The organism is Rickettsia sp., from assembly GCF_965035265.1.
Genome location: NZ_CBCDJS010000004.1, coordinates 17360 through 32478, shown reverse-complemented (window position 1 = coordinate 32478; position 15119 = coordinate 17360). Strand labels below are relative to the sequence as shown.

Sequence of the window (15119 nt, the reverse complement as noted above, 5' to 3'; positions counted from 1 at the left end):
GCCATATTCACCGGATTTAAATCCGATAGAAAAATTCTGGGCTAATATGAAACGATGGATTAAGAATAAAATTACTGAATTCGCAAACTTGTACGAAACTTTAAAAAAGTTTTTTACTGCACCTAATACTATATGATTTACTATAGATTCAAATTTTCTGAAAATGTCTTTTCAGAAGTGATACCGTGATCTTCAAAACAAGTCTTAATATGCTTTATGGTAGGATTTAAAAGATCTTCAGTAATAGGTAAATCATTATCTTTATAAGGAAATACAGTAGACAATAGATCTACTACTCTACCGTTACTATTTTTGAACTCGGCTTCTTTATAGGCAATTTTATTAAATAATCTTTCCTTTGTGCCGTGTGTATGTCCTTCATTATAAAAAGAAGTATCAAAATAATTGATAGCTGAAATAGTAGGAATATCTTTTTGAGTTTGATCTTTTTTTGCTAAACCTGTAGCTAGGAAATGTTTGGCATTAATTTTAGCAAATTCTATTTGTGCTATAGGTTCGTACCTTAAGATGTTATTTGGAATCGGTAGTTTATTTTCTCCAATTGATTTATCAGTAGATAAATTAAGTCCTTTATTTATTTTTTCTTGAAATGTATTTATAAATAAATCGGTTTTATTAGGTAAATGCTGATCTTTAACTTCAGGCTCTTTTATTAAAGTTATATTTAGTGTATCTGCTATATGTTTTTGTTCTTTTTCTAGGTTTAATATTATTTGAGATACTTGATTTTGTGTAATAAAATCATATATTTCGTGAAATTCTGAATCCGGTATATTGTCTCCTAAAGCTTCTCTTATTGACCTGCTACTACAATTCCCCAAAGTTTGTCCGGTAACTGTGCTGTCTGTATTGGCTGGGGGGTTAATAAAATCTTCTAAATTTGCTTTATTAATTTTATCGTTATGAGCAGTAATACTCTCTTTATTTTTACTAAATAAAATAGAAAATACACTATTTTCTATTTCTCTAGATATTACATTTTTTACTCCTTGATCTGACTGATCTTTAAGTTCATATTTAATTGTACTAAATATTGGAATATTCCGCACCTCTTCTTCTTTATACGTGGGTAATTTAGCTTTTGATTTTGTATCTAGTTTTAAATTATTTGTAACAGCCCCTCCTCCAGCATTATAAAGAGTACGGTAATTTTTTCCACTCTCTTTAGAATATTTTATAACATTTGCATGTAATCCTGCATTAGTAGGAGCATTAGTATATGATAAATATGCCTCTCCGGTTTTTTGTAGTTTATCATATACTTCATCTGTAGCTTCTTTTAAAAATTTTTTTAATTGCTCTGTAGGTAATGTAGTGGAGACGATTAAGTCGCTAGTAATAAATGATTGTTTGTATATTCCATCTAAGCCGTCCATAAAATTGTCTAATTTTTTATCTGGGCTTTTATCGAGATGTAGAGCTTTATAAGCTCCAAGTAAAGCTTTATAGCCGCTAGCCGTTATAAAATGATAAGCTGAGCCTAAATCATAATTCTTTGTGGATTTATCATAGGTACGGGCGTCGTCAAGCATTTCGCGGTACTGAGTTGCCTTCGCTTCATATTCATATTCCCGTATGTTATTTAAGGCCTGAGTGATATTTTCATAATGCTCTTTCAGCTTATTTTGGTTATTCTCTTTTAGAGCAGTATTTATAAGCTCGTTTTCATAGTTTTTCAAGTTGCCGAACTTTATATCATTATTTATATTCTCAGTCATATTTTTAACTAATTAGTTGAATAAATACTAAGATAGTCCTATACTAAAAAATAAATGTCAATAATTACTCTCTCAATATCCCTATTTTATCTAATTGCTCCCATGTAAAATTTTCGTCTTCACGACCAAAATGACCGTAAGCAGCTGTTTTTTGATAGCATGGAGTACGAAGCTTAAGATGTTTAATAATTCTGCCGGGACGCATATCAAAATGCTGTGTTATTAGCTTAGTAATTTGTTCATTGCTTAATTTGCTAGTGCCGAAAGTTTCAGCATAAATAGATACGGGAGCCGCAACACCTATTGCGTAAGATATTTGTATTTCACATCGATCGGCTATTCCTGCTCCTACTATATTCTTAGCAATATAGCGTGCCATGTAAGCAGCCGATCTATCTATTTTGGTCGGATCTTTTCCTGAGAAACAACCACCGCCGTGTCTTGCCATTCCTCCGTAAGTGTCCACGATAATTTTTCTACCTGTTAAACCGCAATCAGCAACAGGACCGCCTATAACAAACCTACCTGTCGGGTTAATTAGATATTTAGTATCTTTATGAAGCAAATTGCTTGGTAATGCCTGTTTAACAATTTCTTCCATTACTGCCTCAATAAGGTCTTTTTGCTGTATTTCCGGGTGATGCTGAGTTGATAAAACTACCGCATCAATTGCAACAGGCTTACTATTTTCATACCTCAATGTAACTTGTGACTTTGCATCGGGTCTAAGCCAAGATAATATATTTTTTTTGCGTAGATATGCCTGTCTTTTCATTAAGAGATGAGCGTAGTAAATAGGTGCAGGCATTAAGCTTTCTGTTTCAGTACAAGCATAACCGCAAACCATTCCTTGATCTCCTGCTCCTATTTCATCTTCATTATTATTATCAACCCCCATAGCTATATCGGGTGATTGTTTAATGATAGACGAAATTACGGCACAACAACTGCCGTCAAATCCATAATTTGGATTATTATAGCCGATTTCTTGTATCTTGCTCCGTACTATTTGCTCAATATCCACATAGGTACTAGTAGTAATTTCGCCGCCGACTAAAACTAAACCGGTTGTTACAAATGTTTCACAAGCAACACGACCGTTAGGGTCTTGTTTTAGAATTTCATCAAGTACCGTATCTGAAATTTGATCGGCAATTTTATCCGGATGTCCTTCAGAAACTGATTCAGACGTGAATATAAAATTTTTCATACATTATGCTCCTTTTTAAAATTCTTCAAATTGTTATTCATGTATAGGTGTTGTATGCCGTCATTGCGAGGAAAATTACGTAGTAATTGACGAAGCAATCCAGTAAAAAATTCTGATTTACAGAATTTTTTTATTATTTTTTCTGGATTGCCGCGTCGCTTCGCTCCTCGCAATGACGGTTTGAGTATCCACGCAACAATGCCACGCCTTTAATGAATTTCCATCCAGTTATTACCTGCTCTAACTTCGGTTATAATAGGAATATCCATATTAGTAGAATTCTCCATGATTTTTTTGATAATAGGTATTATGATTTCTACTTCATCAATTGGTGCTTCAAACAGTAATTCGTCATGAATTTGCAGTACTAATCTTGTTTTAAGCTTACGTTTTTCTATTTCTTGATCTAGATTGATCATGGCAATTTTAATTATATCGGCATTAGTTCCTTGAATTGGAGCATTAATAGCCGCACGCTCTGCAAATTGTTTAAGCTTTTTATCATGAATTAAAGGTACAAAACATTTTCTGTCAAAGAAATTTGTGACATAGCCGTTGCTGCTTGCAAAAGCTTTTGTTTGCTCCATATATTCTTGTACTCCTTTATATTCAGCAAAATATTTCTTGATATATTCGGATGCTTCGCCGTTACTAACATTTAATTGTTTAGCAAGCCCAAAAGCACTTATACCATAAATAATACCGAAATTTATGGCTTTTGCTTTACGTCTATGTTCGCTAGTTAGTTCATGTTTTTGTAAGTTAAAGATTTGACAAGCGGTTTGAGTATGAATATCATCTTTATTGATAAATGCTTGTTTTAGTGCTTCTATATTTGCGATATGGCTTAATATTCTAAGCTCAATTTGAGAATAATCGGCGGATATTAATTTATAACCTTCTTCAGCGATAAAAGCTTGTCTGATTTTATTCCCCTCACTAGAGCGAATTGGTACATTTTGCAAATTAGGCTCTTGTGAGCTAAGTCTTCCTGTAGTGGTAGAAGTCTGTAAAAATGTCGTATGTACCCGCCTCGTTATATTATCTATCTGTTTCGGTAAGCTATCGGTGTAAGTGTTCTTTAATTTCGTAAGCTGCCGCCATCTTAGTAATAAATCAGCGATAGGATAGCCGTGTTCACTAAGCTTCTCAAGTATTTCTGCTCCTGTTGAGTAAGAGTTTGCTTTAGCGGAAGCTTTACCAAAGGGTAATTGCATTTTTTCAAATAGAATTTCACCAAGTTGTTTTGGTGAACCGATATTAAATTTAATCCCGCTAAGAGCAAAGATTTCTTCTTCAAGTCTAGCTATTTCTGCTCCAAATTCAGCGGATAACTGATTTAGATAATTTGCATCTACTTTAATCCCAACCTTTTCCATTTTATCTAAAATAAAACAGGTAGGTAAGTCAATTTCACTATAAAGTCTAAATGCTTTATTGTCCTTAAGCTCTAATATAGTTTGCTTATAAAGCGAAGTGAAATCAGCTACTATTTTTGCCGATTCATTGATCGTATTGTCCTCTTTCAAAGCCTCTTCAAACAAATTTTTCTGTGATAAACCAGCAGATAACGCATATTGCATTAGTTCTAAATCCTCTATAGCCATAATCTCATGAGCTTGTTTTGCGTAAAATTTAAGCAGAGGTTTAAGAGAATAGGTAATTTTTTTTATGGATTTATCGGCTAGTAAATTGAAGATTATATCCGAAAACCAGTCGTTATTAGTTTTAGTATTATAGGAAAAAAGGTCATTGGTAGTATTTGAAATTTTAATAATATAACTTTGGTTTTGTAGTGATAAAATAAAAGCAAGATTATCTCCTTTACGCTGAAGTAAATATATCCCGAATATTCCTATTTTCTCAGCCCCTTTAGCAAAGTCTGCTAACTCATTAGCATTACTAATTTCTTTTATTTCCGTTACTTTATTATCTGCTATCTCTTTATGCTCATTAATTTTAAAATCAAATAAATTTTCTGCTCTTTTATATAAAGATTTAAAACCGTATTTCTGTAAAAATTCTGTTAATTTATCGCTATTTGGAGGCGACCATTCTAGATTATTTAGCTGAAAATCTAAATCAACATTAGAATCAAGCCCAATTAACTGCCATGAAATAAGTGCGGCTTCTCTTGAATTTTGTAAAGTTTCACGTTGTTTTATACTTGATATTCGGTCTAGAGAATTTAGTATATTTTCCACTGAACCGAACTCGGCTATAAGGCTACTGGCCGTTTTTGGTCCAATAGACGGTACGCCTGGTATGTTATCAGATCTATCGCCGATTAAAGCCATCACTTCACGTAATTTATCAGAAGTAGTGCCGAACTTTTTAACAACATCATCCTCTGTAATATATTTCCCTTTTAGAGGATCATATATTTTGATGTTTTCACTCATTAACTGCAATAAATCTTTATCGGAAGAGATAACAACGACATCCTCCCCAAATGATGCGGCTTTATTAGCAAAAGTTGCGATAATGTCATCGGCTTCATAACCGCTTTTTTCTAGAATAGGAAAATTTAAACTGCTTGCAACATCGCGAACTAAAGGTAATTGTACAATTAAATCTTCAGGCGGAGGTGGGCGATTAGCTTTATATTCAGGATAAATATGATGGCGAAAATTCTTCCCGCCGCTGTCAAATACTACAGCGACATGTTTAGGCTTAAAGTCGCTCAGTAATTTTAGTAGCATTGAAGTAAAGCCGTAAAGAGCTCCAACAGGCTCGCCTTTCGGCGAAGTTAAAGGCTGTTGTGCATAGTAGGCTCTAAAAACAAATCCGTATCCGTCTATGAGCAATAAGGTATTTTTTTGAGTCATTTTATGATTTTATTTTTAATTCTATCGTCATTGCGAGCGGACTTTGTTGCGTGGATTAGTAAAACCCACTGTGTCACCCCGTGGCTTGACCACGGGGTCCAGAAATAATAAAAAATACTAATAATATTAGTATTTTTAACTGGATCCCGCGATCAAGTCGCGGGATGACAATGAAAAAATCAATCCACGCAACAATACCCGCTCGCAATGACGTAGCAAAACCTCACAACCCAACCAAACTTTTAGCAAAATCATGTCGGTTGAATATTTTTAAGTCCTCTATCTTCTCGCCTATGCCGATAAAGTACACGGGTAAATTAAATTTCTGCACTACTCCGACAATTACTCCCGCTTTAGCACTGCCGTCTAATTTAGTTACGATAAGCCCCGTCAAATTAGTAGCACTGTCAAAATGCTCGACTTGGTTATAAGTATTTTGTCCGGTAATAGCATCAATTACTAAAATGCTATGCGTAGGTACACTCTCATCTAATTTTTTTATAACTTTTACGATCTTAGAGAGTTCGTCCATTAAGTTTTTTTTATTATGAAGCCTGCCTGCTGTATCGATAAAAAGTATATCGATATTTTGTTTTATCGATTCTTCTATCGCACGGTAAGCAACGCTTGCAGGATCAGCCGATTCTTCACCGGTAATAAGTAGTGCATTTGCTTTTGTCACCCAAGTGCTTAGCTGATTTATGGCAGCTGCTCTAAAAGTATCACAGGCTGCAACTGCTACTTTTTTTCCTTGTGCTGAATAGATTGCAGCAAGCTTACCTATAGTCGTAGTTTTTCCTGCTCCGTTAACACCGCAAACTAAAATTACGTTTAATTTGTTCTCATTTAAAGTAAAAGGAATTTCTGATTTTGATAGCTGCTGTTCTATCAATTTAGCAAGGGCTTCCTTTACTGTGTTACTATTTATTTCTTTGTCAAATTTTATTGTTTTAAATTCTTCTATAATTTTAGTTACGGCTGAAATGCTCATATCGCTAGAGATAAGCAGCTCTTCTAGCTCGTCTAGAGTGTCATCGTCTAATTTTTTCTTGTAAAATATTTTGTCGATACCTTCCGATATTTTATTAGAAGTTTTAGATAAACTTTGTTTTAATTTACTAAATATCGAAATCATATTAGATAGTTTTTGTTTTGTGGGTGTTGGTGTTATTCTTACTTCTGTCATACCGTGGCTTGACCACGGTATCCATAAAAAAATTAAAAAAGACTAGATCCCGCTACAAGCTCGCGGGATGACAAAAATCGTTCCACGCAGCCTATGACTGCTCGCAATGACGATTGAAATATTTATTTCTTCTTCTTATTCTTGCTTTTATTTTTGTTTCCGTCGGTAGTTTTATTGAATCTACCTAGATTTTTAACAAATTTTTGTAGTCCGTTAAGTTCCGTTCCATATGTCCTAGTATATTCACGGACCATTTCTATATCTTGTTTATGAGAGTCGTCTATTACTACTATTTCCTGCATAAAATTATTAGCATCAAATGTAATTTTTACTATTGTTTGCTTTTCAATTTTTGGGTTGAGCCAAGCTCTTTGAGACATCACTCTCTCAACATAATACCAAGTATTTTGGGAATATTCGGGTACCATACTAGGCGTACCGATTAATTCTACGACTTCCACTTTGTTTAGTTTTTTAGACTCTAATTTTACAAGTGCCGAATCATCTATGGATTGCCCTCTATTTTCAATAGTTTTGCAGCCGCTTAAGGAAAAAAAGGCTAATATACTAAAAATGTATGTTATAAAAATTTTCATAAGTTTAATTTTATCTAGATTTTGTTACAATATTATAATATACTGCTTCATTAATTTGACAAATACTTTTTAATTTATATTTAGAGAGGCTAATAATGGCAGTTCCAAAGAAAAAAACATCAAAATCAAGACGTAATATGAGACGTTCGCACTTAGCGCTCGGTAAAGTTAACGTGATAGTTGATTCACAAACAGGTGAGTATAAACTTCCGCATCATATTTCTTCAGTAGACGGTACTTACAATAATCGTCAAGTAGTAACAAAAAAAATTGAAGCTGAAGAAGAAGTAGCATCTTAAATAATATATGACCTGTAAAATTATTGGCTGCGGCGAGTATCTTCCTTCAAAAATAGTTAGTAATGACGAGCTTGCAAAATTTGTAGATACTAACGATGAATGGATTAGAACAAGAACAGGTATTACGCAGCGTCATATAGCAGGTGATACAGAATATACTTCCCATCTTGCTTTAAAATCAGCTGAAAAAGCTATAGCAGATGCGGGGATATCAGCAAATGATATTGATTTAATTATTACGTGTACTACTACTCCGGATAATAGCTTCCCTTCGGTTGCCACTAAACTTCAAGGTTATCTTGGTTTAGCTAACATACCGTCTTTTGATTTACAAGCCGTATGTGCCGGCTTTGTTTATGGTTTACAAGTAGCAAATTCTCTTATCTCATCAGGTAAATATAAAACTGTTTTGCTTATAGGAGCTGAGAAAATGACGTCATTATTAGATTGGAAGGATAGGGCTACTTGCGTTTTATTCGGTGATGGAGCGGGTAGCGTAATATTACAGTGTAGTAGTGATGACTCCGGTTTAATAGACAGTAATATCTTCTCAAGCGGGACTGATTATGAAATACTATACACAAGCGGTGGTGTCAGTATGAACGGTACTAGCGGTAAAATTATTATGCAGGGGCAGAAATTATTTCGCCATGCAATAGAAAAAATGCAACAATCTATAGAAGAGTTGTTGCATGCTAATCAATTTAGCGTAAGCGATATTGATTATTTTATACCTCATCAAGCAAATATACGTATTATTAATAAACTTGCCGAATCATTAAACCTACCCGAACATAAAATAGTAAAGACCGTAGAGAAGCACGCTAATTGCTCAGCTGCCTCCATCCCTCTTGCTTTAAGTACTCTAAAAGCATCAGGCAAAATAAAAAAAGGGGATATTCTACTATTTTCAGCTATCGGTGCGGGGCTTACTTGGGGCAGTGCATTAATAAGATGGTGAATAGACTTCCTGCATAAGTCATTTCTAAAGGTAATTTATACGTCGAGTAGGTAGCCGAATCCTCACGTACGTCTATGTACGCTGCGGTTCGAAGCGAAGTGTCTCCTTTAAATTCCTCTTTATAAGATGACTTATGCAGGAAGTCTAATATATACTAAGATAGAACTTCAAAAATTGGCTACGTCATCCTACAAGTACTGCGGTACCGAACGTTTAAGTAACGGCTTCCGTTCCTCGTCTTGTGGATTCCTTTCTCTTTCCCCAGTTGATCTTCGTCTATCAATTGCTTTATTTACTCGGAGTATACTCGTCTATCTATCCATCGACGCTAAATAAAATGATATTTTTACAACATTTATACAGAAGTAATTGCATTTTATAATATTTTAGCCTTTAAACTAATAAAATAATAATATATACTAACTCACATAGCTTTTGGTTAGTTTGTAATTTATAACTAACTAAAATGAATTCAATACTAATAAATTATAATCTTCTAAGGAGTTTAATTATGAAAATAACAAAAATTACATTAGCTTTTCTTGCATTATTTGTGCTTGCAGGGTGTAATACAACAAAAAGAGCACCTCAAATGGACGGTATGATGAATCAAGGTGAAGAAACATCATTAATGAAAGATTTCGAGAAGCATGCAGGGAATGCAGTATGGTTTGCTTTTGATAGTTCTTCTTTATCACCAAAAGCTAAAGAAGAGTTAGAGAGACAAGCTTGCTGGTTATCAAAGCATCCTGAAGTAAAAGCTACTGTTGAAGGGCATGCAGATGAAAGAGGTACTAGAGAGTACAACTTAGGTCTAGGTGAAAGAAGAGCAGCAGCAGCGAAAAAATTCTTAGCTCATAAGGGAATTGATCACAACAGATTAAATACAATCTCTTACGGTAAAGATAGACCTGCTATGATGGGTAATACTGAAGAAGCTTTTGCTTATAATCGTAGAGCTGTAACAGTTGTACATCACTAAAATTATTTACTAATTATAGTTTATTAAAAGGTCGAGTAGTCAGCTCGACCTTTTTTTATTTATAACCTGTTTGTCATTTCTGCGTGGATCGATTTTTTCGTCATTGCGAGCAGCTATAGGCTGCGTGGCAATCTCATGAAATAACAACAAGCTCCTGAGATTGCGGACGTACAATTACTTCGTAATTTCCGTAGCTTATGACGAAAAAGCTGATTCACATTGTCCTGTTTTTTAGTCAATACCTAAAAAACACAAAAATTTTACTAGACTTGGACGCATAAAAATTATATAAATTTCAAATGAAAAGGGGCTGTAGCTCAGTTGGTTAGAGCACGCCGCTCATAACGGTGTGGTCGTAGGTTCAAGTCCTACCAGCCCCACCACACGATTCTTATTTTAATTCATAACAAACTACGTTGTAATAATAATCTTTTTAATTTTCCGTACGCAACAGCCTAGACTTGAATTTATAATGATTAATCTAAAAACACTTTCTTGGTATCTTACTAAATTATATTCTAAGTGTTTCATTATTATATTATTTCTTTTAATTGGGTTGTTAATTATCTCGAATATTTTTGATCTTTTGCAAAAATTCAAAAATATTTATGTTCCTTTTAGTTTTTTTTGGAGACTTATCTTATATAAAATTCCTTATTTATTAGGTCAAGTATCTTCGTTAATTAGTTTTACCGCTATGTTATTTTTTCTTAGAAATCTAACAACAAATAATGAATTAACAGCTATATTATCTAGCGGTATTCATATTTGGCAAGTGCTTGTTATTCCGTGTATCGTAACTTTAATTTTAGGTATAGTTTTTATGACCATATTGAATCCTATCGGTACTATAGGTTTACAAAAATATGATTTATTAGAAGCAAAACTGACAAAAAAAGCCTTAAGTGAAGGCATAATATCTAGATCCGGTTTATTGTTTTTTGAAGCTTTAAATGATGAAAATCAAATCATTCAAACACAATTTATTAATGTTGCCGAGAAAAAATTAAATAATATTACAATTTTATTTGTTGATAGTAATAATTCTTTCTTAAAGAGGATTGATGCATTATACGGTATTATTGAAAATAAAACGTTACATTTAAATAGAGTAAAGGTTTTTACAAAAGAGAAGACCACAACCTACAATAATTTAACTATACAGACAAATTTATCAATTAATAGTTTAGTAAATAAATTTATTCGTCCTGAAATGGTTTCTATTTGGAATTTACCAAAATTAATTAATGAATTATTAAATTCAGGTTTACCGACTATTAATTATCAAATTTATTATTACAAGCAATTATTTAAGCCTATAATGATGATGGCAACTGTCATTTTAGCAAGTTGTTTTATTAGTCTTAAACAGCGTGATAATTCACAAGAAAAAATATTGATATTAGGTTTATTTTCAGGTTTTATAGTATATTCGTTATCAGAAATATTGTTGAAAATACTTACTTATAATAATCTGTCTTTAATTGCTGCCATTTTATTACCTAGTATGCTAATATTTTTTATTAGTAATTTTATTATTTTACATTATAAAGAGATTTGAATAATGTATTTGGTTGTGGTTTGATGTATGGTTCGACCAAACGATTTAGTGTCATCCCGTGGCTTGACCACGGGATCCAAAAAATAATTTAGAATACGCATTGTTTTAGCATTTTTAACTGGATCCCGTGGTCAAGCCACGGGATGACACTAAGAATTAAAAATAAGTTTTTAGAATTTAGAGAGAAAAAATAAAATGATAAGGAAATTTTTGGAAGGGTTTTCTTCCGGTATGGCTATAGATCTTGGTACGGCAAATACTATTGTCTATCAAAAAAATCGTGGCATTGTTCTTAGAGAGCCTTCTGTTATTGCTTTAATAAAAAAAGACGGTGCTTTTGTGCCTTATGCTTATGGTCATGAAGCAAAAATGATGCTTGGGCGTACTCCTACGGATATTGAAGCAAAAAGACCTTTAAAAGACGGTGTTATTGCCGATTTTAAAGGTGCAGAAGAAATGATAAAGTATTTTATTAGAATGGTGCATAATCGTCGCTCTTTTTTTGGTCCGACAATTGTTATTTGTGTGCCTTCCGGTTCTACGCCAGTTGAGCGTCGTGCTATTCAAGAAGCAGCAGAAAGTGCAGGGGGTAGGGATGTCTATTTAATCGAAGAGCCTATGGCGGCGGCAATTGGAGCAGGGCTTCCCGTAACGGAGGCGACAGGTTCGATGATTGTCGATATTGGAGGAGGTACTACGGAAGTTGCAGTTTTATCACTAGGCGGCATAGTATATGCAAGGTCGGTAAGAGTCGGTGGTGATAAGATGGATGAAGCTATTATTTCATATATAAGAAGGCACTATAATTTATTGATAGGTGAGGCTACTGCTGAAAAGATAAAGCAAGAAATAGGCACGGCTTATGTAGATGAAAAGGTTGAACCAAGAAAGATGGAAATTAAAGGGCGTGATTTAATTTACGGTATTCCTAAAGAAATGGTATTGAATGAAAAACAAATTGCTGATAGTCTAATTGAACCAGTAAGTCAAATTGTTGAAGCGGTAAAAGTGGCACTAGAAGCAACGCCTCCTGAGTTATCTTCAGATATAGTCGATAAAGGAATTGTTTTAACAGGCGGCGGCTCATTATTACGAAACCTTGATTTTGTTCTTAGTGAAGCCACTAAATTGCCGGTGATAGTTGCAGATGATGCCCTCTCTTGTGTGGCACTTGGAACAGGAAAAGTACTTGAAGATTTTACAAAGCTAAAACATGTACTATTTAAACAGGATTAAAAATGGCAATACTTGCAAATAGAGTAAAAAATTCTTCAAATTCATTAGAATTAATAAGAATAATATCAAATACTCTTAAGCGTTTTTTTGTTATATTTGGCCTTGGGTTGTCTGTATATTTATTTTTTACTACGCCTAAAAAAATATCTAGTATATCCCTTGAAGTAACCGGTAGTATAGTATCAACCGGTTTAGCAGTTTATGAAGATATATTTGAATATATCAATTCAATAACACAAAAATTTGCTTATTTTCAAGATTTAGAACGGAAAAATATAGAACTTAAGCTCGAAATAGCAAGATTACAACATTTGCAAAGTGAAGTAGAATCGGTAAGAGCCGAAAACATTGCATTGAAAGATTTGTTAACGATTGCTGAGGAAGAAGAATTTGAATATATTACTACTAAATTACTGAGTGTTTCCTTTAATCCCTTTTCTAGAACTGCTTTGATTTCTGCGGGTAAAAAGCAAGGTATTGAACCTGATCAAATCGTTGTTAATTCAGGAAAATTAATAGGAAAAGTAATAGAAGTTAGCAATAATTATGCTAAAGTGATGTTAATTAGCGATGTTAATTCTAGAATACCTATTAAAGCTAATTCTTCAAGAGAACAGGGTATTTTAGCAGGTAATAATAATAATAGTAAAATTTTATACTTGCCTAACAATCATTTAGTACAGAAAGACGAGGAGATAATAACCTCCGGACACGGTAATATTTATCCTGCAGGTATTTTAGTAGGCTATGTGTCTAAAGTTACGCAGCAGGATGTTATAGTGGATATAGCAGCTGATCTATCTAAAACGGAATTTGTACAGATATTATTACCTAAAGAATAATGAAAAAGGATTATTTCGGCATTATTGCCGAATATATTTGTATAATAATCTATAAACTAAAATTTTATCAAATACTGCATCATAGAAAGCGTTATTATGTCGGTGAAATAGATATTATTGCGTTACGTAATAAAGAAATTGTTTTTATTGAAGTCAAAGCAAGAAGCTCTAAAATTGATGATAGATTTGTATCTTTCAATCAGCAAAGAAGAATTACTAGAGCTGCTGAAATGTTTTTAAGTAGCAATTCTAAATATAGAAATTATAATATCAGGTTTGATTTGGTAATTATAAGGTCTTATAAATTACCTATAATTATAAAAAATGTTTGGTAATACCGGCGTTGTTGCATGGGTCGAAAAACCTGTGCGATGTCGTTCCCGCGTGGATCGGAAAATCTACTCAATTGTCATCCCCGCGTAGGCGGGGATCCAGAAAAAAGGTATAAATACAGCAAATTTTTAAAATTAAAAGCTCGATTTATCTCGCTTTATGCTGGATTCCCGCCTCCGCGGGAATGACATAAAACGAGCCATGCAACAAAGCTCCGCCTATGCGGGGATGACATTGAGTAGGTTTTCCGATCCATGTAACAAGGCTAGTAATACTCAACAAACTTCGTATACTATCCTTTATTTATTCAGAGGTTATTAATATGGCGCTTGCTACTAAGGTAAAAGAATTTTTAGAAGAAAAATTAAAACAAGAAAAGATAGATCGCAAATATCTTGCTCAGGTTACTGATATCCCTTACACGACCGTTAGCAGAATTATGAGAGCAGAAGTTAATCGCGAATTTAATCCTGAAATAGATACTATTTTAAAAATAGCAAAATATTTTAATTGTGCTATGGATGAGGTGATAAAAAGAAAAGTACCTAACAAATAAAAACTACAATATGATAACAAACAATAAAGGGCTGATTATAATTTTATCTTCTCCTTCAGGTACAGGTAAATCAAGTTTAGCTAAAGAATTATTGAAAATAGATAATAATTTGCGTTTATCTGTTTCTGCGACTACAAGAAAACCTCGTTTAGGAGAAATAGAAGGTATAAATTATTATTTTAAAACAGGTCTTGAGTTTGAAGAATTAGTTAAGCAAAATCAATTCCTTGAATATGCTAAAATATACGACCATTATTATGGTACGCCTAAAGAATATGTCGAAATGTTATTAAATCAAGGCTTGGACGTTTTATTTGATATTGATTGGCAAGGAGCAAGGAGTATTAAGAAAAATGCTACTAATGTTATTGCTATATTTGTATTGCCTCCTAGTATCGAAATACTGGAACAACGCTTAAGAAATAGAGCAACCGATAATGAAGAAGCAATAAAATTACGTATGCAGTCAGCACAAAACGAAATATCACACGCTAATGAGTATGATTATGTAGTTACTAACGATGATTTTGATGATGCGCTTAAAAAAATACATGAAATTATTATAGCTGAAAGAGCAAATACTATTTAACCTCTACCATGCGGACTCCGTGGTTTAGGTTTAGGAGCAGAAGGAGTTAGGCGAGGCTTGGCTACCGGAGGAGTAATAGTTGTACGAGGCTTAGGTTCAGGTTTAGCCTCGGTTACTACATTTTTAGGAGTAAGAATAGGCTTAGGAGCTATTGGAGGTTTTGTGATCATGTTAGGAGCAGCACTAGGTATTGTTGTTCTT

General features: G+C 33.5%; 15 protein-coding genes, 1 tRNA gene and 3 pseudogenes. 11 read left to right on the top strand and 8 right to left on the bottom strand.

Going from position 1 to position 15119, the window contains the following annotated elements:
• On the top strand, nt 1–136 hold a 136-nt coding region (locus AC1Z7D_RS00830; RefSeq protein WP_482601297.1), incomplete at its 5' end, for a transposase.
• A gap of 1027 nt (nt 137–1163) precedes the next feature.
• Here AC1Z7D_RS00830 and AC1Z7D_RS00825 read toward each other — a convergent pair.
• From AC1Z7D_RS00825 to AC1Z7D_RS00800, 6 genes and pseudogenes are all read right to left on the bottom strand, one after another.
• Nucleotides 1164–1397: pseudogene (locus AC1Z7D_RS00825) on the bottom strand (hypothetical protein); the annotation flags it as partial.
• Nucleotides 1398–1469: 72 nt separating this feature from the next.
• Nucleotides 1470–1739: pseudogene (locus tag AC1Z7D_RS00820) on the bottom strand (hypothetical protein); the annotation flags it as partial.
• A gap of 64 nt (nt 1740–1803) precedes the next feature.
• A complete protein-coding gene (gene metK / locus AC1Z7D_RS00815) occupies nt 1804–2949 on the bottom strand; it encodes a methionine adenosyltransferase (RefSeq protein WP_482601294.1) in 1146 nt (381 codons plus the stop codon).
• Nucleotides 2950–3158: 209 nt separating this feature from the next.
• The gene (gene polA / locus AC1Z7D_RS00810) at nt 3159–5777 is read right to left on the bottom strand and encodes a DNA polymerase I (protein WP_482601293.1); all 2619 of its coding nucleotides are present in this window, start codon (nt 5775–5777) and stop codon (nt 3159–3161) included.
• 223 nt (nt 5778–6000) lie between these two features.
• Nucleotides 6001–6912: a signal recognition particle-docking protein FtsY gene (ftsY, locus tag AC1Z7D_RS00805; RefSeq protein ID WP_482601296.1), complete on the bottom strand. Its 912-nt coding sequence runs from the start codon at nt 6910–6912 to the stop codon at nt 6001–6003.
• Nucleotides 6913–7085: 173 nt separating this feature from the next.
• Nucleotides 7086–7559, bottom strand: coding sequence for an outer membrane protein assembly factor BamE (locus AC1Z7D_RS00800; RefSeq protein ID WP_482601292.1), 474 nt, complete (start codon nt 7557–7559; stop codon nt 7086–7088).
• Nucleotides 7560–7654: 95 nt separating this feature from the next.
• Here AC1Z7D_RS00800 and rpmF point away from each other — a divergent pair, with 95 nt between their 5' ends.
• Both rpmF and AC1Z7D_RS00790 read left to right on the top strand, forming a co-directional pair.
• Nucleotides 7655–7858: a 50S ribosomal protein L32 gene (rpmF, locus tag AC1Z7D_RS00795; protein WP_482601291.1), complete on the top strand. Its 204-nt coding sequence runs from the start codon at nt 7655–7657 to the stop codon at nt 7856–7858.
• A 7-nt stretch (nt 7859–7865) separates the two neighbouring features.
• A complete protein-coding gene (locus tag AC1Z7D_RS00790) occupies nt 7866–8819 on the top strand; it encodes a beta-ketoacyl-ACP synthase III (protein ID WP_482601290.1) in 954 nt (317 codons plus the stop codon).
• On the opposite strand, the pseudogene AC1Z7D_RS00785 reads toward AC1Z7D_RS00790, so the two are convergent.
• Nucleotides 8812–8967, bottom strand: a pseudogene (locus AC1Z7D_RS00785) (palindromic element RPE1 domain-containing protein); the annotation flags it as partial. The gene AC1Z7D_RS00790 and the pseudogene AC1Z7D_RS00785 sit on opposite strands and share 8 nt — an antisense overlap.
• Nucleotides 8968–9330: 363 nt before the next feature.
• Between AC1Z7D_RS00785 and pal the strand changes: the two are divergent.
• The 8 genes from pal to gmk all read left to right on the top strand — a co-directional run bounded on the left by pal (nt 9331) and on the right by gmk (nt 14918).
• Nucleotides 9331–9801, top strand: coding sequence for a peptidoglycan-associated lipoprotein Pal (gene pal, locus AC1Z7D_RS00780; protein ID WP_482601289.1), 471 nt, complete (start codon nt 9331–9333; stop codon nt 9799–9801).
• Between the two features lie 306 nt (nt 9802–10107).
• Nucleotides 10108–10184 (top strand) — tRNA-Ile (locus AC1Z7D_RS00775).
• Between the two features lie 89 nt (nt 10185–10273).
• Entirely contained in the window at nt 10274–11362 is a 1089-nt protein-coding gene (locus AC1Z7D_RS00770) for an LptF/LptG family permease (RefSeq protein WP_482601288.1), read from the top strand.
• Nucleotides 11363–11557: 195 nt separating this feature from the next.
• Entirely contained in the window at nt 11558–12598 is a 1041-nt protein-coding gene (locus AC1Z7D_RS00765; RefSeq protein WP_482601287.1) for a rod shape-determining protein, read from the top strand.
• A 2-nt stretch (nt 12599–12600) separates the two neighbouring features.
• On the top strand, nt 12601–13440 hold the full coding sequence (mreC, locus tag AC1Z7D_RS00760; RefSeq protein WP_482601286.1) for a rod shape-determining protein MreC: 840 nt from the start codon (nt 12601–12603) through the stop codon (nt 13438–13440).
• Nucleotides 13440–13775, top strand: coding sequence for a YraN family protein (locus AC1Z7D_RS00755; RefSeq protein WP_202069292.1), 336 nt, complete (start codon nt 13440–13442; stop codon nt 13773–13775). Before mreC ends, AC1Z7D_RS00755 begins: the two co-directional genes overlap by 1 nt.
• Before the next feature lie 320 nt (nt 13776–14095).
• Nucleotides 14096–14329, top strand: coding sequence for a helix-turn-helix transcriptional regulator (locus AC1Z7D_RS00750; protein WP_482601285.1), 234 nt, complete (start codon nt 14096–14098; stop codon nt 14327–14329).
• Between the two features lie 10 nt (nt 14330–14339).
• Nucleotides 14340–14918 (top strand): guanylate kinase, encoded by a 579-nt coding sequence (gene gmk, locus AC1Z7D_RS00745; RefSeq protein WP_482601284.1) that lies wholly within the window; start codon nt 14340–14342, stop codon nt 14916–14918.
• Here the strand turns inward: gmk and AC1Z7D_RS00740 are convergent.
• The gene (locus AC1Z7D_RS00740; protein ID WP_482601283.1) at nt 14915–15088 is read right to left on the bottom strand and encodes a hypothetical protein; all 174 of its coding nucleotides are present in this window, start codon (nt 15086–15088) and stop codon (nt 14915–14917) included. The genes gmk and AC1Z7D_RS00740 overlap by 4 nt on opposite strands.
• Between the last annotated feature and the right edge of the window lie 31 nt (nt 15089–15119).

Excerpts from the sequence above, each read along its gene's own strand:
- metK (WP_482601294.1), bottom strand. The coding sequence starts at position 2,949 with ATGAAAAATTTTATATTCACGTCTGAATCAGTTTCTGAAGGACATCCG.
- polA (WP_482601293.1), bottom strand. The coding sequence starts at position 5,777 with ATGACTCAAAAAAATACCTTATTGCTCATAGACGGATACGGATTTGTT.
- ftsY (WP_482601296.1), bottom strand. The coding sequence starts at position 6,912 with ATGATTTCGATATTTAGTAAATTAAAACAAAGTTTATCTAAAACTTCT.
- AC1Z7D_RS00800 (WP_482601292.1), bottom strand. The coding sequence starts at position 7,559 with ATGAAAATTTTTATAACATACATTTTTAGTATATTAGCCTTTTTTTCC.
- rpmF (WP_482601291.1), top strand. The coding sequence starts at position 7,655 with ATGGCAGTTCCAAAGAAAAAAACATCAAAATCAAGACGTAATATGAGA.
- AC1Z7D_RS00790 (WP_482601290.1), top strand. The coding sequence starts at position 7,866 with ATGACCTGTAAAATTATTGGCTGCGGCGAGTATCTTCCTTCAAAAATA.
- pal (WP_482601289.1), top strand. The coding sequence starts at position 9,331 with ATGAAAATAACAAAAATTACATTAGCTTTTCTTGCATTATTTGTGCTT.
- AC1Z7D_RS00770 (WP_482601288.1), top strand. The coding sequence starts at position 10,274 with ATGATTAATCTAAAAACACTTTCTTGGTATCTTACTAAATTATATTCT.
- AC1Z7D_RS00765 (WP_482601287.1), top strand. The coding sequence starts at position 11,558 with ATGATAAGGAAATTTTTGGAAGGGTTTTCTTCCGGTATGGCTATAGAT.
- mreC (WP_482601286.1), top strand. The coding sequence starts at position 12,601 with ATGGCAATACTTGCAAATAGAGTAAAAAATTCTTCAAATTCATTAGAA.
- AC1Z7D_RS00755 (WP_202069292.1), top strand. The coding sequence starts at position 13,440 with ATGAAAAAGGATTATTTCGGCATTATTGCCGAATATATTTGTATAATA.
- AC1Z7D_RS00750 (WP_482601285.1), top strand. The coding sequence starts at position 14,096 with ATGGCGCTTGCTACTAAGGTAAAAGAATTTTTAGAAGAAAAATTAAAA.
- gmk (WP_482601284.1), top strand. The coding sequence starts at position 14,340 with ATGATAACAAACAATAAAGGGCTGATTATAATTTTATCTTCTCCTTCA.
- AC1Z7D_RS00740 (WP_482601283.1), bottom strand. The coding sequence starts at position 15,088 with ATGATCACAAAACCTCCAATAGCTCCTAAGCCTATTCTTACTCCTAAA.